Raw genomic sequence first — 18,809 nt, forward strand, 5'->3', positions numbered from 1 at the left:
TATGGCCTAGCGGCNCGTNGAGAGGGCGATCTTCTCGAGGTAGTGGCCGTACTCGGTCTTCTTGAGGCCGTCGGCGAGCTTGAGGAGCTGAGCGCGACGGATCCAGCCGGCGTCGTAGGCGATCTCCTCGAGGGCGGCCACCTTGACGCCCGTGGCCTCCTGGACGGAGCGGATGTACTCGCCCACGGAGAAGAGGCGGTCGATGGTGCCGGTGTCGAACCAGGCGAAGCCGCGGCCGAGCTGCTGCACCTTGAGGCGCTTGTCGTCGAGGTACATGCGGTTGAGGTCGGTGATCTCGAGCTCGCCGCGGGTGGAGGGCTGGAGGCGGGACGCGTAGTCGCAGACGTCGGAGGGGTAGAAGTACAGGCCGGTCACGACGTAGTTGGAGCGGGGCTCGAGGGGCTTCTCCTCGAGGGAGACCGCGTTGCCGTCGTCGTCGAACTCCACGACGCCGAAGTGCTGCGGGTCGTCGACGCGGTAGCCGAAGATCGTGGCCTGGCCGTCGGCGGCGTTCTTCTGGGCCGTCTTGAGCTTGTCGCCGAAGCCGGAGCCGTGGAACACGTTGTCGCCGAGCACGAGGGCCACGTCGTCGTCGCCGATGAAGTCGCGGCCGATGACGAAGGCCTCGGCGATGCCGCCGCGGGTGGGCTGGGGGCGGTAGACGATGTTGATGCCGAGCTGGGAGCCGTCGCCCAGNNGNTCCTGNAAGGAGCCGAGGTGCTCGGGCTTGGAGATGACCAGGATGTCGCGGATGCCGGCCTCGAGGAGCACGGACAGCGAGTAGTAGATCAGGGGCTTGTCGTAGACCGGAAGGAGCTGCTTGGACGTGGCGCGGGTGATGGGATACATGCGCTTCCCATGGCCGCCTGCGAGGACGATTCCCTTCATGGGGTGTGTACCTCCCTCTCCTGGGATGGTTTGTACCGGGGCCTGCACCCCCGGGGACGTGCACAGTCCTTTGGAAGTATAGACGCTCCAAGGTGCCCCGGGACCGGGTTCCGAGCCGTATGTCAGACGGACGCCTCGCCCGTGCGGTCGAACCCGTCGAGGTAGGCCGCCACGCTCCGGGTCATCTCGCGGGAGAAGGCCGAGTCGTGCTTGCGGGCGCAGAAGGCGCGCACCCACTCGTCGAACCCCTTGGCGCCCACGCGGTCCGCCACGAGGGAGCGGAGCCTGTCGCCCTCGAGGGTGCGGTAGCGGTCCCCCATGACCTTGGCCGCGAGCGGGGCCCTCCCCGGCTTGGGGCGTGCGGCCTGCCCGGCCGTCGGGAAGCCGAGCACGAGCATGGCCGCCGGGAAGACGTGGGGCGGCAGGCCCAGGAGCTCGGAGACCTCCTCCTTGCGCTCCATGACNTNGCCGATGTAGCAGGNGCCGAGCCCGAGGGCGTGCGCCGCCACGACGGCGTTCTGGGCGCAGATGACGNCGTCCGAGACGGCGAGCATGAGGTCGCCCACCCCNGGCGCACGGAACCCCTCGANGCCGGCCTCGGCGTAGAGGGCGGGCCAGATGCGGCAGTCGGCCAGGAACACGAGCACCCAGGGGGCCCGGGCGATGAACGGCTGGTCGTCGCAGAGCACGGCGAGGCGCGCCCTCGCCTCCGGGTCGTCCACCTGGACGATGGAGTAGAGCTGCTGGTTCCCCGCCGNGNGCGCNNGGCAGGCGGCCTCGAGCACGGCCTCGCGGAGCTCGGGGCCCACCGGGTCGTCGGTGAAGGCGCGCACCGACCTGCGGTCGAAGAGCTGCGAGACCACCGGGTCGTCGCGNTACGGGGAGGCGGGGCGGCCCCGCGCGGCGGCGCGCTCGGCGGCCGTCACCGTGTGCTCGGCCAGCACGGCCCTGGTGACCGACCCCACGCCGCCCGGCACCGGGGTGGCGGCGCCGGCCCTGGCCGAGACGGGCCCCCAGTCGACGTCGCCCGCCATGGAGCCGTCCTCGTNCTCGCTCGTGCCCACGTCCACGACCCAGGCCCCGCGGGCCACCATGTCCGCCGTGATGGAGCGGGGGCGCCCCTGGCAGGTGACCACGAGGTCGGCGGTGCGGCAGGCGGCCGCGAGGTCGGCGGTGCGGGAGTGGCACACGGTCACCGTGGCGTCGCGGGCCAGCAGCAGCTGGGACACGGGGCGGCCCACCGTGGACGAGCGCCCCACCACCGTGGCCGCGGCGCCGCGGCACTCGAAGCCGTAGTGGTCGAGGAGGCGCATCACCGCGGCCGCCGTGCAGGGGGCGAAGGCCGCCGGGTCGCCCGCGGCGAGGCCGGCGACGCTCGCCGGGGCCACGCCGTCGACGTCCTTGGCGGGCGCCACGAGCGCGGCGACGGCCGCCTCGTCGATGTGGGGGGGCAGCGGCCGCAGCACGAGGATGCCGTGGACGGCGGGGTCGGCCGATAGGTCCGCCACAAGGCGCTCGAGCGCCCCCTGGGTCACGTCNGCGTCCAGCTCCACGACGTCGGCCTCGCACCCGCAGCCCTCGAGGCGCCGGGCCGCGGCCGCGCGGTACCAGCGGCTGCCGGGGTCGTCGCCCGCGGAGACGATGGCAAGCNGCGNGGTGACGCCGCGGTCGGCGAGGGCCGCGGCCCTCGCGAGGCAGGCGTCTCGGATGGAGGCGGCCACGGGTGCGCCCTCGAGCTCTCGGTTCATCGGAGGTCCTCCTCGGCTCGGCGGATGGCGGAGGCGGCGAGGCGCTCGCCCTCGCCGCGGGCGGCGTCGGCCCGGGCCACGAGCCCGTCCGCGAGGGCGCGGTCGGCCATCCAGCGGGTGTTGGCGAGCACGGTGGCCACCGAGCCGTCCACGGCCGCGCGCAGGAGGGCGGCGGCCACGGTGACGTCGGAGGCGGCCATGGACGTGCCGGTGCGGGCCACCTCGTCGCAGAGGGAGAGGCACGCGACGGCGAGGTCCATGATGGCGAAGGGGGCGGCCGCGGCGCCGAGGAGGGCCGCGGCGAGCTCCTCGGAGCGGGCCGCGCACTCGGTGTCCGTGCCACGGGGCAGCCTGAGGGCCCGGGCCACGCGCCCATAGGCCTCCGCGTCCTCGTCGGCGAGGGCGAGGAAGCGTCTGCGGTCGGCCTCGAGGGCGGCCTCCAGCTCGGCCATGCGCCCCGCCACCCCGGCGTAGCGCGGATTGGCGCAGGTGAGAGCGACGACCATCTGGAGCTGGGCGGCCCCCACGGCGCCGGCCAAGGCGCTCGAGGCCCCGCCGCCGGGGGCCGGCGTGGGCGCCCCGAGGTCCTCCAGATAGGTCTCTACGGGCTGACTCCAGCTCATGGGCCCCACTCCTCTCCGCAGACGGTCGGCAGCCCAAGACGATACCCGTTCGCGGGCCCCGGGGCCACAGGCCCATGGGAGGGCGGCCCGCGACGGGGTGGGCGTCGTGGGCCGCGCGGAAGGAGGGGTCGTCGGTCTGGAGGTCAGCGGATGCGGCCGTACACGCGGATGGCGTCCACCACGTCCTCGTAGCTCATGCCCATGGGAAACGAGACCCTGCGGATGCCGCCGCGCTCCCCCGCCGCGACGCGGTCGTCGAAGGTCGCGAAGCTCACGCCGCGGTTGGTGGATCGGGTCAGCGGGTCGTCGCACACGCGGTAGCTGTCGTCGAAGAAACCCGTGGTGCGCATGGCGCGGCAGATGACGGTGGCCGTCTCGTCGTTGACGGCGTAGTTGTCGTTGAGGGGTGTCCATGCCATGGCGGCCTCCCTGGGATCGTGGGCTGCCGGATCCTGCGTCCGGTGGTGCCCCCATTCTTCAGGAGAAGACCTTCTGGTTTATGGACGTAATCTGAATTGTCTGCGAACGGCCGGGAGGGGTCCGCGAATGAAGGGACGGCCGGCCCCAGCACGGGGCCGGCCGTCCACGGAACCGTCGGGTCGCAGCGNGGCTAGTCGAGGTCGTCGANCNCGCCGTCGGAGGCGGGGACGTAGACCGTGGCGCTGGCGTCGACGGTCTCGGTCACCTTGGGCATGTCGTAGCGGGGCGCGGAGCCCGAGGTGGAGGACAGGATCTGGTCGGGGAACACCGACTCGGCGTCGTCCATGAAGTGCTGGAGGAGCTGCTTGTACTGGGTGCGGAAGTCCTCGCGGGACGCCTTGAGGCGGTCTATCTCGTCGAGCTCGTTCTGCTTCTCGGCAAGGGCCTGGCGGATGACCTCGCGGGCCTTCTGGTCGGCGTCGTTCTTGATCTTGTCGGCGCTGTCGCGGGCGTCGGCCACCATGCGGTCGGCCGTCTGCTGGGCGGCGATGAGGGCCTGGGAGATCTGGCGCTCGGAGGCGATGGTGACGTTGGAGGCCTGGACCGACACGATCTCGGAGGAGGAGCCCTGCGCCTCGAGCTGGGCGACCTGGGCGCGCGCGGCGTCGAGGGCCTGCTCGGAAGCCGTGAGGCGGCTCTTGAGGTCCATGATCTTCTGGAGCATGGCGTCGACCTCGCCGGCGAGCTCCTCGAGGAAGGCGTCGACCTCCTCGGTGTCGTAACCCTGCTTGGACGCGCTGAACTTGAGCTNCTCGATGTCCGCTGGTGTGATCGCCATTCTCGGTCCCTTCACTAAAGGATCGCCNGGTGCAATTGCACGAACAGGGAAAAGTTTAGCGCACGGAGGCGCCGTGCCGCGCCCACCACGAGAAATGCAGGTGGNCGGCCGCGGCGCTACAGCATGAGGATGAGCCTCACGACGATGGGCTGCAGAATGGAGAGGGCCAGGATGGCCACCACCGGCGAGAAGTCGATGCCNCCGAACGAGGGGATGACGCGCCGGAACACGCCGAGGTAGGGCATGACGAGGCGGGAGAGCACCTGGGAGAGGTCGTCGACGAAGCCGCCGGGGGTGCGGGGAATCCAGCTGAGGATGCACCAGACGAGGATGATGAACTCGTAGATCTCGAACAGGGTGCTCACCGCGCGGGNGAGTGGAAGCCTGGGCTCAGCCTTTCCGGGATAGGGCACGGGTGCGTTCGAGGGCCGCGTCCACGGCGCCGTAGCAGCCCTCCACGAGGGCCGGCTCGAGCACGCGGAGGGCCGCCGCGGTGGTGCCTCCGGGGGAGGTCACCTTCTCCATGTAGGCGCGGGGGTGCTCGCCGGAGTCCGAGAGCATCTCGCTCACGCCCCCCATGGTGGCGCAGGCGAGGTCGCGGGCCGCCGCGGCGGGAAGGCCCGCGTCCACGCCGGCACGGGTGAGGGCGTCGACCATGAGGGCGAAGTACGCCGGCGCGCAGCCGATNACGGCACCCTCGGCGTCGAGTTGGTCCTCACNCATGACGGCGACGGAGCCCAGGGCGCCGAAGAGCTCGCACACGAGCGCGACGTCGTCGTCGGTGGCCCAGAGGCCCCGGGCCACGGCGGAGGCGCCGCGGCGGACGGCCACGGGAAGGTTGGGCATGACGCGGACGACGCGGGCTCCCTCCCCCAGCTGCTCCTCGATGGAGCCCAGGGGCGTGCCGGCGGCGATGGAGACAGCGAGGGAGCCGGCCACGGCGGGCCCCACCTCCTNGAGGAGCGAGGAGAGGACCTGCGGCTTCACGGCCACGACCACCACGTCGGGCGACGCGGCGAGGGCGCGGGCCGCATCCCTGGCGGTGGACACGGNGCAATCGGAGGCGAGGGCCTCGAGCTTGGCGTCGTTGTGGTCGCACACCNTCACGTGGGAGGCGGGGCAGGTGCCCGACGCCACGAGCCCGCGGGCGATGGCGCCGCCCATGGCTCCCCCGCCGACGATGCAGACGGCGGCCTCCGAGGCGCGCACGCTACCTACCGCCGATCACGCGGTCGGCGGCGAGCTTCTCCAGGTCGGCCGAGGAGAGCTCGATGCCGTTGGGCAGGACGACGAACACGCGGTCGTCGATCTCCTCCACGGCGCCGTCGACGCCGCAGGAGAGGCCGAAGCAGAAGTCGAGGATGCGCTTGGCGATCTCGATCTGGGTGTTCCTGAACGAGATGACCACGGGCTGGTTGGTGCGCACGCGGCGGATGACGAGCTGCACGTCGTCGTAGCTCGTGGGCTTGAGCACGTAGGGCGGGAGTTTGCCGGAGCTCACGCGGGGGACGGGCGTGAGGCCCACGTCGCCCGGCGTGGGGGTGTGGGAGTTGCCGAGCACGCTCGTGGCCGAGGGCGCGTAGTCGCCCGCGGTGCGGTGGGTGCTGCCGGCGCCCCAGCGCTCGTCGCCCATGCGCTGCGAGGTGCTGAACCCGCCGGCGGACGGAGAGGAGACGCCCTCCTCCCCGGGACGCCCGCTCCTCGTGTANCGCGAGACCGACTCGGCCTCGGGCCGGGACGTGTTGCCGAGGACGCCGCTGGTCTGGTGCTCGTCGCCCCACTGGTCGTCGTAGTCGTCGTAGCCGCGGTCGTAGTCGTCGTAGCCCTGGCCCGACTCGCCCATGAGGCGGTCGCGGATGTTGTCGAGGAAGCTCACGGCAGACCCTCCTTGGTCTCGTTTTAGTCGCGTTTGGCCGCCGGGTCGCCGGCGGCGGGGGTGTAGTCGGGGTCGAAGACGACGCGGCCGAGGCGCACGAGGGTCGAGCCCTCCTCCACCGCGATCTCGAAGTCGTCGCTCATGCCGCAGGAGAGCACCGGCAGCACGAGGCCCGTCTCGGTCTCCAGACTATCANGAAGCTCCCGGAGTCCCCTGAACGTCTCGCGGTCCTCGACCGGCTCGTGGGCGGGCGCCATGGTCATGAGGCCCTCGGGCTGGATGCCAGGGAGGTCGGCGATGTGCTCGGCCCATTGGGCCAGCTCGGCGGGGGCGAANCCGCCCTAGGTCTCCTCGCCGGACACGTTTACCTCGNGAAGGACCCGGGCCACGATGCCGCGCTCGNCGGCACGGCGGCTCACGGCCTCGGCCNNGTGCGCCGAGGAGACCGACTGGATGACCGTGGCGCGGCCGAGCACCGCGTTGACCTTGTTCTTCTGGAGGTTGCCGATCATGTCGAAGCGGGGCACGTCGACGCCCGCGGCCNCGAGGGCGGCGAGCTTGCGCACGAGCTCTTGNGGACGGTTCTCCGCGAAGNAGGTGTAGCCGGCGGCCATGGCCGAGACGACCTCCTCCGGCCCCACCGTCTTGGAGACGGCGAAGACCCGGACTTCAGAGGCGTCGCGCCCCACGCGCTCGCAGGCAGCGGCAATGCGCGCCTCAATCTCGGCGCGGCGCCGGGCGAGGAACGCGCGGTAGGCCCCCTGGTCCTCCACCGGGCTCATCGGGGATCGCCCCCCTTCTGGGCGCCCTTCGCACCGTCCTTGGGCGCCTCCTTCTGGGCNCNGGCCTTCTGGGCCNTCGTGGCGGNCTTCTCGGCCTTGGCCTGGGCGGCGGCGCGGGCGGCCATCTCGAGGGCCTGGCTCATGTTCCCGGAGATGATCTCGTCGTCCACGATGGGGTCGGAGTCGGCGCCCACCTCGATCTCGGGGATCTGGTTGGCCAGGCGCTCNANCTTCTCGGCGCCGAGGGAGAAGGACGCGTTCTGGCCCACGTAGAGGTCCTCGATCTCCTCCTCGTCCATGTCGGCGAGGGCGGTGAGGGCCTCGTGGTTGCCCGTGAGCAGGAACACCAGGCGCTCCCCCACCTCGACGGAGTTGTCGGAGATGCGCTCGAGCATGCGGGCGGCCATGATCACGCGGCTGGCCGCGTCGATGTCGNCGTNGNGNNNGAGGCGCGNGAANGAGCTGTAGAAGCTCTTGTAGAGGTCGTCCACTGGGCGGTCGAGCTCGGGGAGCTCGGCGGCCTCGGCGATGTCGTTGTCGACGATGGCTTGGACCGTGGCGCNGAGCACGCGGTAGACGAGGTGCGCCTCGCTGGCGAGCAGGTCGAGGAGCTGGCCGGGCACGTCGTGGCCGGCACAGCGCTTGGTGGTCTTGGCGATGTNGCGCACGTGGTTGCTCATGCGGGCGAGGTTGAAGTTGCAGTAGATGACGAACTGCAGGAGGCGCAGGTCGCTGGCCACGGGGTTCTGCAGCACGATCAGGTTGTAGGCGCGGTCCTCAAGCTCGTTGCAGCGCAGGTCGATGGCGCGCGTGGCCTTCTTGACGGCCCGGGCCTTGGCCTTGTCGCCCTGGACCAGGGAGTCCACGGCGTCGTGGAGCTGGAGGTCGGTCTCCGCGTAGATGGACACGAGCTCCTGGCGCAGGCGCGCCAGCTGGCGGTCGAATTGCTCCCTCATGGGGCTCCTTTCTCTCGGGGCGTGCGGGGCTGGCCGATCAGCCGAACCGGCCGGTGATGTAGTCCTCGGTGCGCTGGTCCTTGGGCGAGGAGAAGATCTCGCTCGTGACGCCGTACTCGATGAGGGTGGCGGGCTCTCCGGCGTGCTCCTGGAGGAAGAACGCCATGTAGTCGGAGATGCGCGCGGCCTGCTGCATGTTGTGGGTGACGATGATGATGGTCATCTCGGGCGCCAGCTCGTACATGAGGTCCTCGACCTTCTGCACGGAGGTGGGGTCGATGGCGCTGCAGGGCTCGTCCATGAGCAGGACGTCCGGCTGGACGGCGAGCACGCGGGCGATGCAGAGGCGCTGCTGCTGGCCGCCGGAGAGGGCCAGGCCGTTCTTGTCGAGCTGGTTGGACACCTCTTTCCAGAGGTTGGCGCGCTTGAGCGACTCCTCCACGATGCCGTCGAGGTCGTCCTTGGACGTGACGCCCTGGAGGCGCGGCCCGAAGGCCACGTTCTCATAGATCGACTTGGGGAACGGGTTGGGCTGCTGGAAGATCNTGCCCACGCGGCGCCTGANGTCCACNGGGTCCACCCCGGCGGCGTAGATGTCGCTGCCGTCGAGCTCCATGGTGCCGGCCGTGCGCGTGCCCTCGATGAGGTCGTTCATACGGTTGATGCAGCGCAGGAACGTGGACTTGCCGCAACCCGACGGGCCGATGAAGCTCGTGATCTTGTTCTGGGCGATGTCCATGGTGACGCCGGTGAGGGCGTGGAAGTCCCCGTACCAGAAGTCGAAGTCGGCCACGTGGATGCCGGTCTTTTCGTTGCGGGGAGCGTTGCGGTACTCGGTCATGGGATCACTTGCCTCCGGCTTTCTTGGCGCTCTTGCGGGAGAGGTGGCGGGCGAAGAGGTTGAACGCGAGGATGAGCAGCATGAGCAGCAGGGCCGTGCCGTAGGCGGCCTGCATGTTGATGCCGTCGTTGGCGAGCAGGTACAGGTGGATGGTCATGGGACGGCCGGAGTCGAGCGGCGTCACGGGCAGGTTGATAGCCTGGCCCATGGTGTACATGACCACGGCGGTCTCGCCCACGGCGCGGCCGATGGCGAGCACGATGCCGGTGGCGATGCGTGGGAAGGCGCTCGGGAGCACGACACGGCTCACGACCTGCCACTTGGTGGCACCGAGGCCGTAGGCACCCCAGCGGATGTAGCGGGGCACCGCACGAATGGCCTCCTCGGTGGTGCGCATGACTATGGGCAGCATCATCAGGGCCAGGGCCAGGGCGGCCGAGAGCATGGACAGGCCGAACCCGAAGGCTTCCACGAACAGGGCGAAGCNGAACAGGCCCATGACGATGGAGGGGACCGACGACAGGGTGTCGCTCGCGTAGCGGATGAAGTTCACGAGGCGGCCCTGCTTGGCGTACTCGGCCAGGTACACGGCTGCGAGCACGGCGATGGGCGTGCAGACGAGCATGGCCAGGGCCGTCACGTAGAGCGACGAGACGATCGTGGGGAAGATGCCGCCCTCGGCGTTGACGCCCTCGGGCCAGCCGAACACGAAGTCCAGGCTCATCGCCGGCAGGCCGTTGACCGCCACGAACAGGATGATGAGCACGAGCACCGCCGTGGTGACGGCGCCGGCGGCGCGGAAGACGCCGAGCATGGCGCTGTTGGTGGCCGACTTGGACACCTTGGGCGACGCACCGGACGACAGGAGCCGCTTGATGCGGGCGCGGGAACCCTCCTGGGCCGCCACGTCGGCGGCGAGACCGGCGGGAGGGGCGGCGACGTCCTCGGCGAGCTCCCACTGGGTGGCGCGGGTCTCGTCCTCCCTCTCGCGGCGCTCCTCGGCGAGCTTCTCGGTGTCCACCTTGGCCTCGCGGGGACGGCTCACCAGACGCACGAGTCCCACGCGCCCCGCGGAGATGACGAAGAGCACCACACCCATACCGAACAGCGCGGAGCGGTGCAGGCCGCTGGAGTAGCCCATGTCGAGGGCGATCTGGCTCGTGAGGGTGGAGATGGGGCTCGAGACGCTCTCGGGCACCACGGGGGCGTTGCCCACGACCATGAGGACGGCCATGGTCTCGCCGATGGCGCGGCCCATGCCGAGCACCACGGCGTTGACGATGCCGAGCTTGGCCGCGGGGAGGACCACCTTGTAGATGGTCTGCCACTTGGTGGCGCCCATGGAGTAGCTGGCCTCGCGCACGCCCATGGGGATGGAGCGCAGGGCGTCCATGGTGAGCGTCGTGATGGTGGGCACGATCATGATGGCGAGCACGAGCCACGCTGTGAGGGCACCGAAGCCCAGGCCGCCCGTGGCGTCGGCGACGAGGGGCCGCAGGATGACGAGGCCGAAGAAGCCGTAGATGACCGAGGGGACGCCGGCCAGGAGGTCGACGGCCGTCGANACGATGCCCGAGAGGCGCTTGTTGGCGATCTCGGTGAGGTAGACGGCGCAGCCGATGGCGAGGGGNACGNCGATGNCCAAGGCGCNGGCCGTCACGATGACGGAGCCGGCGAGCAGGGCCATGATGCCGTACTCCCCCTCAGAGGGCGCCCAGGTGAGCCCGAAGAAGCTCAGGATGCCGATGTCGGAGAGGACGGGCATCGCCTTCCACAGCGTGAAGACGAAGATGAGCAGCACGGCCAGGACGGCCACGCAGGCGCACACGAGGAAGAGGCCCTCGAGGGCACGCTCCTTGATCATGGTGGAGCGGCTAACGAGCTTGAGGTTGGAGCTGTGCGCCGGCGCCGTGTTGGGGTCGATGTCATCCAGGCGCGGGGGCTTGAGCAGGGGCTCTTCCTTCTTGCTCACGAGGCGTCGCCTCCCTCCGACTCGGAGGCCGGGATGTAGCCGGCGTCTCGGATGGTCTGGGCCATGTCGGGCGACAGGACCTCGTCGATGTAGGCCTTCGCCTCGCCGGAGGGCTCGCCCTTGGTGAAGAGGTAGCGGCTGCGCGAGACGGGGTACACGCCGCTGGCGACGTTGGCCTCGGTGGGCTCGACGCCGTCGATGGAGAGCGCCTTGACCTTGGAGGTGGTGAAGGCGGAGTCCACGAAGCCGATGGAGATGTAGCCNATGGCGCCCGGGGTGCGGCTCACGACGTCGCGAACCTGGCCCGTGCCGGGGAGCACGGCCGCCGAGGCGTCGAAGCGCGCGCCGTCCATGACGATGGACTTGAAGGCCTCGCGGGTGCCGGAGGCCTCGTCGCGGTTGACCACGAGGATGGGGAGNTCGGGGCCGCCGAGCTCGGACCAGTTGGTGACGTCGCCGGCGTACACGGCGCGGAGCTGGCCGACNGTCAGGTTGCCCACCGGGTTGCCGGCGTTGACGATGACGGCGATGCCGTCGCGGGCGATGACGGTGGTGACGAGCTCGCCGGTGGCTTCCTCGGCGGCCGTGAGGCCGCGGCTCGAGGTGGCGATGTCGGCCGTGCCGTTCATGACGGCCTCGATGCCCGCGGAGGACCCCAGCCCGCTCACGAGGACGCGGTCGCCCGTGAGCTCCTGGAAGCGCTCCGCCGCCATCTCGGCGATGGGCATGACCGTGGTGGAGCCGGCGACGGTCACGGTGTCGCCGGTCGCCCCGGACGAGGGGGCGCAGCCGGCGNGGGCGACGACGCNGGCCGCGAGGCACGCCAGCGCGCCGAAGCGCCTCACGGGGCGAGCCAGGCCACCGCGCCGTGCCGCCCGCACATGCCCCCCTCGGCGCGGTACGAGAAGAAGCGGTCCGTGGAGGCGGGCGTCGATATCTCTGGGTTCACGATGTTGCACGGGTCCATCCCTGCACTCACGAGCGTGTTCACGATGGCCGCGGCCAGCGAGAGGTGGCTGGCGTCGACCCCGACAATGCTACCAAACTCGGTTTCGAACCGATTAAGCAGCTCGGTCGACACCTCATAGTCACATCCCGCGATATGGGGGCCGAGGTAGGCCCGCACCGAGGACGGGGGCACCGGGGAGCCCTCGCACAGCGCCCCGAGCGCCTTGGCGGCTATGCGTGCGTATGTACCCTTCCAGCCCGAGTGGACGACGGCAAAGCCGTCGGGGGCCACGAGCACCACGGGGACGCAGTCGGCGTAGCACAGGAGCACCGGCACCCCGGGGACGAGGCACACCACGGCGTCGGCCCCCTCGGCGGCCTCGGAGCGGGCCGCGGCCACGGCCGCGGGGTCGGCGGAGCGGACGGTCACCACGCGGTCGCCGTGCACCTGGTTGGGGACCACGAGGGACCCGGCGATGTCGCCGGCCCCCAGGGCCGCCAGGGCGCGGGCGCGGTTCTCGGCCACGGCGGCGGGGTCGTCGCCCACGTGGTCGCCGAGGTTGAGGGATTCGAAAGGGGGCAGGGAGACACCGCCCGTGCGCTCCGTGAACGCGAACGTGACCCTGCTCGGGCGACCGAAGTCGCCGAGCAGGGTCACGCCGTCGACGGTCCTCTCCACCAAGGAGGGGGCGCCCATCAGCCGCGGGCGCGCTTGAGGAAGTCGGGGATGTCGAACTCGCGGTCCCCGAAGTTGTTGGAGGCGGGCTTGGGGGCCGGGGCCGCGGCGCGCTTGGGCGCGGAGGCGCCGAAGCCGCCCATGTTGAGCTGGGGCTGCACGTTGCCGTCGTTGAAGCCGGTGGCGATGACGGTCACACGCACCTGGTCGCCGAGGCTCTCGTCGACCACGGTGCCGAAGATGATGTTGGCGTCGGCGTCCACGTTCTGGGCGATGACCTCGGCGGCGTCGTTGATCTCCTGGATGCCGAGGTCCTTGTTGCCGGAGATGGAGAGCAGGACGCGGGTGGCGCCGTCCACGGAGCTCTCGAGCAGGCGGCTGGAGATGGCCTCCTGGGCGGCGTCGGCGGCGCGGGAGTCGCCGGAGGCGAGGCCGATGCCCATCATGGCCGTACCGGCGCCGCGCATGATGGTGCAGACGTCGGCGAAGTCGAGGTTGATGAGGCCGGGGACCGTGATGAGGTCCGTGATGCCCTGGGTGCCCTGGCACAGCACGTCGTCGGCCATGCGGAAGGCCTCGAGCATGGTGGTCTTCTTCTCGGCGAGGTCGAGCAGGCGGTCGTTGGGGATGACGATGAGGGTGTCGACGTTCTCGGCGAGGGCGTCCACNCCGTCCACGGCCTGCTGGCCGCGCTTGCGGCCCTCGAAGGTGAACGGGCGGGTGACGACGGCCACGGTGAGGGCCTTGATGTCGTTCTTGGCGATGTCGGCCACGACGGGGGCGGCGCCGGTGCCGGTGCCGCCNCCCTCGCCCGCGGTGATGAAGACCATGTCCGCGCCGGCGAGGGCGGCCTTGATCTCGNCGCGGGGGTCCTCGGCGGCCTGCATGCCCACCTCGGGGTTGGCGCCGGCGCCAAGGCCCTTGGTGAGGTCGGTGCCGATGTGCACCTTGATGTCGGCGTCGGAGAGGGCGAGGGCCTGGGCGGCGGTGTTCACGGCGACGAACTCGACGCCGCGGATGCCCTCCTCGATCATGCGGTTGACGGCGTTGGTGCCGCCGCCGCCCACGCCCACGACCTTGATGACGGCGAGGTAGTTGTTGGGGGTCTCGGTGTCCTTCATGGTTCCTCCTCGGGATGCTCCCGGCCTTCCTGTGTGGTGCGCAGGTCCTTCTTCTTCGAGGCGGACGCCTGCTCGCCCTCCCCCGCTGAACCCTAAGGTTCAAGTTAAGCTCTACGAATCAGCTAAAGCGACTTATATTGCCATAAATGCGAGTGACCCGTCAACCGGTCTGTCAGTCCTATGAACGTCCCAGCTAGAGCCTTTACCGGCGGCTTTCAAAAGCATAACCCTCTACCTCACCCTCAACCATCCTGTGTGGACAGTGAGCCGTCGGCGGACTGGTCGCCGTCCCCCGTCCTGGTACCGTCACCGGAGCCCTGGGAGCCGTCCCCCTGGGCCTGCGGGTCNCCCCCTCCCCCGTCGGCTGCCGGCGCCTGCACACCGCTGCCCTGGGCCACGGAGTTGCTCGAGACCCTACGGAAGCTCGGCTTGGCGGGGTTGCGAACGTTGATGTAGGTGAGCTGGTTGGGNTGCTGGGCCATGAGCTCGNTGACGACGGNCTCCTTCGACGAGATCTGGGAGGGGTCGCCGAGGCTCACCTCGATGCCGCTCTCGAGCACGCACGAGATGGCCTCCTCGCTCGAGGCCGAGTAGGACACCACCTGGTCGGCGNNGCCCTTGGTGNAGCCCTTCTGGTAGTCGATGACGCCGAGGATGGGGGCGTCCGTGGTCTTGGCACCGGCCTTGGGCGACACGGTGCCCGGCACGTCGCGGATGAGCAGGCAGCCCTCCTGGCGCGCGAGGGCGAGGGCTTGGTCGGCCAGGCTGTCGGAGCCGCCGGCAAGCTTGGCGGGCTCCACCCAGGTGCCGTCTGACGACAGGTACCACGCGACGTTGCCGGAGCTCACGACCACGATGGCGAGGATGTCGCGCTCCGTCACGGTAATGCGGAGGCGGTCGGGGTACTCCCGCCGCACGCTCACGTCGGCGACCCACGGGTTCTTGGCCAAGCGCTCGGCGATGGCCCCGGTGTCGACGTTGAGGAGCGTGGCGCCGTCGGGCACGGCGGCCAGCTTGATGATGTTCTCGGCCGTGAGGTGGTCGGACGGCTCGGCCTCGATGGAGGTGGCCGTGAAGACGGGGGTCAGGCTCGCCGCGAAGAGAGCGCCCACCACGAGGCCGACGGCGACGAGGGCCGCGACGGCCCACTTGAGGGCGGCCGGCCAGGGGCGGCGCTTGTGGTCGGTGAGGCCGAGGCCCGCGACCGAGAGGCGGCCGACGGACTTGGTCTCGCGCGCGCTGCCCGCCGCCGCGAGGCGCCGGGTGGGACGGGGCGCGGGCGCCTGGCGCCGCCCCCTCGCGGGCCGGTCCGTGCGCCTACGACTGGAAGCCGAGGAATTTGACCTGNGGTTTGAGCCTGACACCCTTCGCCTCCTCCACGGTCTCCTGCATGCGGTGCATGAGCGCGAGCACGTCCACGGCGCGCGCCTGACGGTCGTTGACGATGNAGCCGGGGTCGAGCCGGCTCACCAGCGCGCCCCCCGACCGCGCGCCCCGGAGCCCCGCGTCGGCGAGGAGCCGGGAGGCCGAGAGGTCCGGCGGGTCCATGAAGACCTCGCCGGTGGAGGGGACGCCCATGGGGACCCTCCCCTTGCGGACGGCCAGCCGACGGTCCATGGTGCGGGCCACCTGGGGCTTGATGGACGGGGCGAGGGAGAGCTCCACTTCGAGGACGGTCTCGTCGGCGGGGATGGAGGTCCGCCGGTAGCCCCAGTCGATGTCGGGCCCCTCGTGGCGGACGAGCCCCTCCCCCGGCTTGGCGCAGACGACGGCCCTCACGGCGGCGCCGATCCAGTGGTGGCGGCTGCCGGCATCCATGACGACGGCGCCCCCCACGGTCCCAGGTATGCCCGCGAGGTCCTCGAGGCCCGAGAGGCCGCTCTGATAGGCGGCGTTGACCACCTTGGCGAGCTGCACGCCGGCGCCCGCCGACACCGTCCCCCGCTCGACGTCCACCACGATGCGGGAGAACTCGCGGCCCAGGCTCACGATGCAGCCCTCGTACCCGTCGTCGGAGACGAGCACGTTGGACCCCTTGCCGAGGACGGCCGTGGGCACGCCCTCCCGCCGGAGGGTGTCGAGGACCCGCGCCAGCGCCGGGTAGCTGTGGGCGCAGCACGAGAGGGCGGCCGGGCCGCCCACGCGCAGCGACGTGCGCCGGGAGAGCGGCTCGTCCCGGCGCACGTCGGCGTCGTAGGCGCCGGACAGCGACATGAATGCATTGAACAGGCTCATTGGTCTCCCGGGGGTGCGGTGGCGGCGCGTTTGAGGGGGAGGGGCGCCCTTAGGACTCGCGCTCCTTCATGAGCTCGATGAACTCGCGGCCCACCATGGTCACGTCGCCGGCACCCATGGTGATGAGGAGGTCGCCGGGGCGGACATCCTCGGCGATGGCGGCGGCGATGGCGGCGCGGCCGGGGACGTAGCGGACGTCGCCCACCGAGCCGNCGGCCTCCACGGCCGACGCCACGGTCTTGCCGGAGACGCCGGGCACCGGCATCTCGCCGGCTGGGAAGACGTTCATGACGAGCAGGGCGTCGGCGTCGTCAAAGGCATGGGCGAACTGTGGGGCAAGGGCCTGGGTGCGGCTGTAGCGGTGGGGCTGGAAGGCCACCACCACGCGGTCGAAGTCGAGGCCGGAGGCCGCGGCGAGGGTGGCGGCCACCTCGGTGGGATGGTGGCCGTAGTCGTCCACCACGGTTACGCCGGCGACGTCGCCCACGTGGGTGAAGCGGCGCCGCACGCCGCCGAACTCGGAGAGGGCCCGGGCGGCCTCGGCGATGTCGAGGCCCAGCACCCAGGCGACGGTGAGGGCCGCCGTGGCGTTGAGCTGGTTGTGGGAGCCGGGGTTGCCCTTGATGGTCACGTGGGCGAGCTGGCCGTCGGGGAAGCCCACCTCCATGGAGCTTGAGATGGAGCGGGTGGCGGCGTCCGGGGTGCAGACGACGTCGTTCTGGCCGCCGAAGCCGTAGGAGACCACGCGGGGGCCGGCGGCGCGGGCGAGCTCCACCACGTGGGGGTTCTCGCCGCAGCAGATGACGGTGCCGTCCTCGCCGGCCGAGGCCATGAACTGGGAGAAGGCCTCCTCGATGGCCTCGAGGCTGCCGTAATGGTCCAGGTGGTCGGCCTCGATGTTGGTGACCACTACGATGTCGGGGTCGAGCAGCAGGAACGACGCGTCCGACTCGTCGGCCTCGGCCACGTAGAGGTCGCCGGAGCCGTTGCGGCCGTTGGTGTCGAAGTCCTCCACGATGCCGCCGATGAGAAACGACGGGTCGAGGCCCATGTTGGCCAGCATCGTGGCCGTCATGGACGACGTCGTGGTCTTGCCGTGGGTGCCGGCGACGGCCACGGTACGGCGGCCGCGGGACAGCGCCGAGAGCATCTTGGCGCGGGGCCACACGGGGATGCCGAGCTCCTTGGCGCGCACCACCTCGGGGTTGGTCTCGGGCACGGCCGTTGAGGTCACCACGACGTCGGGGCGGTGCTCGTCGACCGTCTCGGCCCGGTGGCCGATGGCGACCTCGATGCCGGCGTCGCGCAGGTCGCGCACGTAGCGGGACTCCTTGAGGTCGGAGCCGGTGACCGCGCAGCCGCGCTCGTGGAGGACGAGGGCGATGCCGCTCATGCCCGCGCCGCCGATGCCGATGAAGTGGGCGCGCTCGAAGCCAAGCCCGTTGTCTGTCATGGATGCCCCTCTCGAGCGCCCCGGGCGGGGCGCGACAGCCGTGTCCGTATCGGTAAAGACTGTAGCCCCTGAGCCGGCTAGCGGCCCTGTTTCCCCAGTTTCTCCGTTTGGTCCGCCAGGCGCGCCGCGGCCTGGTCCTGGGCGAGGCCGCGGGCGGCCGCCCGCATGGCGTCCAGGCGCGCGCAGTCGTCGAGGAGGCCCGTGAGCAACCCCTGGAAGGAGGGGTCGGAGAGCTCGTCGTCGCGGACGAGGACCGCCGCCTTCGCCCCCACGAGGAACTGCGCGTTGGTGGTCTGGTGATCGGCCGTGGCATGCGGGTAGGGCACGAGCACCGAGGGCACCGCGAGGGCCGCGATCTCGGCTATGGAGCTGGCGCCGGCGCGCGAGACCACAAGGTCGGCGGCGGCGAGCATGTCGCCCATGTCCGCGATGTAGGGCACCACGTGCCAGCGGGCCGCCTCCCCGTCGGTGAGGCGGAGCCCCTCGACCGTGGCCTCGTAGCCGTCGCGGCCGCAGGAGTGGACCACATGGAGGTCGGGACGCGACAGGAGCTCGTCCTTGAGGGCCACCATGGCGTCGTTGACGGACGCCGCGCCGAGGGAGCCGCCGAAGACGAGGAGGACCCGGGCGTCGTCGGGGATGCCGAGGGAGGCGCGGCCGCGGGCGCCGTCGCCCTCGATGACGGAGCGGCGGACGGGGTTGCCCACCACCACGACGTTGGTGCCGGCCCCGGCGTGGCCGGAGAGCGTCCTCACGGCCTGGGGCAGCGCCACGGCCACCGTGGCCGCCTTGGGGGCGAGCATCTTGTTGGCGAGGCCCGGCACCGAGTTCTGCTCGTGGAGGATGACCGGCACCCCATGCGCGGCGCACCAGGACAGCAGGGGGACCTCCACGTAGGCGCCGAAGCCCACGGCGACGTCGGGGGCGCCGGTGCGGGCGAAGTGCACCGCGACGTCGCGCTCCGCCATCTTGGTACGCACGAGGGCCGAGACGGCCGTCCAGGGCCGCGAGCGGTCGAAGCCCCGCACCTCGATGGGCACGAAGTCGAAGCCCGCCTCGGGCACGAGGGTCCCCTCGAGCTTGGCCGTCTGGCCGAAGAACNTGANGCGGTNGCCCCGGNCNCGGAGCTCCTCGGCCAAGGCAAGGGCCGGGTTGATGTGGCCGGCGGTGCCGCCGGCGGCGATGACCACGTTCAGCGAATCACCCACGGGCTATCTCCTTCCGGTGTTCCTTGACGAGGGGCCGCGACGCTCGCGCACCTCCGGCCCCCGCTCGGGCCTGAGGCGCTCGGTGGCGCTCCGCCCCAGCTCGATCCGCTCGCGCCCGCTGGAGTCGCGGGTGCGTCGCGCCTCCGGGTGGGACCCGTCCCTTCCGGACCCCTCGNGGCCGCCGCCGCGGTCGCCCGACCGGCCCCCGGCCCCCGGGTCTCCCC

17 protein-coding genes and 2 pseudogenes are annotated in these 18,809 nt (G+C 71.2%); all 19 read right to left on the minus strand.

What is annotated here, in order from left to right; all coding sequences use genetic code 11:
- Positions 1-6: 6 nt before the first annotated feature.
- Complete coding sequence (rfbA, locus tag JX283_RS01485) at positions 7-888, minus strand: glucose-1-phosphate thymidylyltransferase RfbA (RefSeq protein ID WP_204829021.1); 882 nt, start codon at positions 886-888, stop codon at positions 7-9.
- Positions 889-1,010: 122 nt separating this feature from the next.
- Positions 1,011-2,636, minus strand: coding sequence for a tetrahydrofolate dehydrogenase/cyclohydrolase catalytic domain-containing protein (locus tag JX283_RS01490; protein WP_204829022.1), 1,626 nt, complete (start codon positions 2,634-2,636; stop codon positions 1,011-1,013).
- Positions 2,633-3,259, minus strand: coding sequence for a cyclodeaminase/cyclohydrolase family protein (locus tag JX283_RS01495; protein ID WP_168353968.1), 627 nt, complete (start codon positions 3,257-3,259; stop codon positions 2,633-2,635). Before JX283_RS01495 ends, JX283_RS01490 begins: the two co-directional genes overlap by 4 nt.
- A gap of 143 nt (positions 3,260-3,402) precedes the next feature.
- Positions 3,403-3,678, minus strand: coding sequence for a hypothetical protein (locus JX283_RS01500; RefSeq protein ID WP_168353967.1), 276 nt, complete (start codon positions 3,676-3,678; stop codon positions 3,403-3,405).
- 191 nt (positions 3,679-3,869) lie between these two features.
- Positions 3,870-4,517: a DivIVA domain-containing protein gene (locus JX283_RS01505; protein WP_204829023.1), complete on the minus strand. Its 648-nt coding sequence runs from the start codon at positions 4,515-4,517 to the stop codon at positions 3,870-3,872.
- 116 nt (positions 4,518-4,633) lie between these two features.
- Complete coding sequence (locus tag JX283_RS01510; protein WP_239652414.1) at positions 4,634-4,882, minus strand: YggT family protein; 249 nt, start codon at positions 4,880-4,882, stop codon at positions 4,634-4,636.
- Positions 4,883-4,907: 25 nt separating this feature from the next.
- Positions 4,908-5,726, minus strand: coding sequence for a pyrroline-5-carboxylate reductase (gene proC / locus JX283_RS01515; protein WP_239652415.1), 819 nt, complete (start codon positions 5,724-5,726; stop codon positions 4,908-4,910).
- Between the two features lies 1 nt (position 5,727).
- Positions 5,728-6,393: a cell division protein SepF gene (locus JX283_RS01520; RefSeq protein ID WP_239652416.1), complete on the minus strand. Its 666-nt coding sequence runs from the start codon at positions 6,391-6,393 to the stop codon at positions 5,728-5,730.
- A gap of 23 nt (positions 6,394-6,416) precedes the next feature.
- Positions 6,417-6,719: pseudogene (locus tag JX283_RS08730) on the minus strand (alanine racemase); the annotation flags it as partial.
- A 452-nt stretch (positions 6,720-7,171) separates the two neighbouring features.
- Positions 7,172-8,131: pseudogene (locus JX283_RS01530) on the minus strand (phosphate uptake regulator PhoU).
- Between the two features lie 37 nt (positions 8,132-8,168).
- Positions 8,169-8,972: a phosphate ABC transporter ATP-binding protein PstB gene (pstB, locus tag JX283_RS01535; RefSeq protein ID WP_204829025.1), complete on the minus strand. Its 804-nt coding sequence runs from the start codon at positions 8,970-8,972 to the stop codon at positions 8,169-8,171.
- A gap of 4 nt (positions 8,973-8,976) precedes the next feature.
- The gene (pstA, locus tag JX283_RS08375; protein ID WP_239652417.1) at positions 8,977-10,944 is read right to left on the minus strand and encodes a phosphate ABC transporter permease PstA; all 1,968 of its coding nucleotides are present in this window, start codon (positions 10,942-10,944) and stop codon (positions 8,977-8,979) included.
- Positions 10,941-11,789, minus strand: coding sequence for a phosphate ABC transporter substrate-binding protein (locus JX283_RS01550; protein WP_204829026.1), 849 nt, complete (start codon positions 11,787-11,789; stop codon positions 10,941-10,943). The genes pstA and JX283_RS01550 overlap by 4 nt, the downstream gene beginning before the upstream one ends.
- Positions 11,786-12,589, minus strand: a complete 804-nt coding sequence (locus JX283_RS01555; RefSeq protein ID WP_135977228.1) for a polyphenol oxidase family protein — start codon at positions 12,587-12,589, stop codon at positions 11,786-11,788. Before JX283_RS01555 ends, JX283_RS01550 begins: the two co-directional genes overlap by 4 nt.
- A complete protein-coding gene (ftsZ, locus tag JX283_RS01560; RefSeq protein ID WP_204829027.1) occupies positions 12,589-13,689 on the minus strand; it encodes a cell division protein FtsZ in 1,101 nt (366 codons plus the stop codon). The genes JX283_RS01555 and ftsZ overlap by 1 nt, the downstream gene beginning before the upstream one ends.
- Before the next feature lie 242 nt (positions 13,690-13,931).
- A complete protein-coding gene (locus tag JX283_RS01565; RefSeq protein ID WP_204829028.1) occupies positions 13,932-15,053 on the minus strand; it encodes a cell division protein FtsQ/DivIB in 1,122 nt (373 codons plus the stop codon).
- Positions 15,007-15,924, minus strand: a complete 918-nt coding sequence (gene murB, locus JX283_RS01570) for a UDP-N-acetylmuramate dehydrogenase (protein ID WP_204829029.1) — start codon at positions 15,922-15,924, stop codon at positions 15,007-15,009. The genes JX283_RS01565 and murB overlap by 47 nt, the downstream gene beginning before the upstream one ends.
- 49 nt (positions 15,925-15,973) lie before the next feature.
- The gene (murC, locus tag JX283_RS01575; RefSeq protein WP_204829030.1) at positions 15,974-17,377 is read right to left on the minus strand and encodes a UDP-N-acetylmuramate--L-alanine ligase; all 1,404 of its coding nucleotides are present in this window, start codon (positions 17,375-17,377) and stop codon (positions 15,974-15,976) included.
- Positions 17,378-17,454: 77 nt separating this feature from the next.
- Positions 17,455-18,585, minus strand: coding sequence for a glycosyltransferase (locus JX283_RS01580; RefSeq protein ID WP_204829031.1), 1,131 nt, complete (start codon positions 18,583-18,585; stop codon positions 17,455-17,457).
- Between the last annotated feature and the right edge of the window lie 224 nt (positions 18,586-18,809).

Source organism: Olsenella sp. CU969 (assembly GCF_905219715.1).
Lineage (GTDB): Bacteria > Actinomycetota > Coriobacteriia > Coriobacteriales > Atopobiaceae > Granulimonas > Granulimonas faecalis.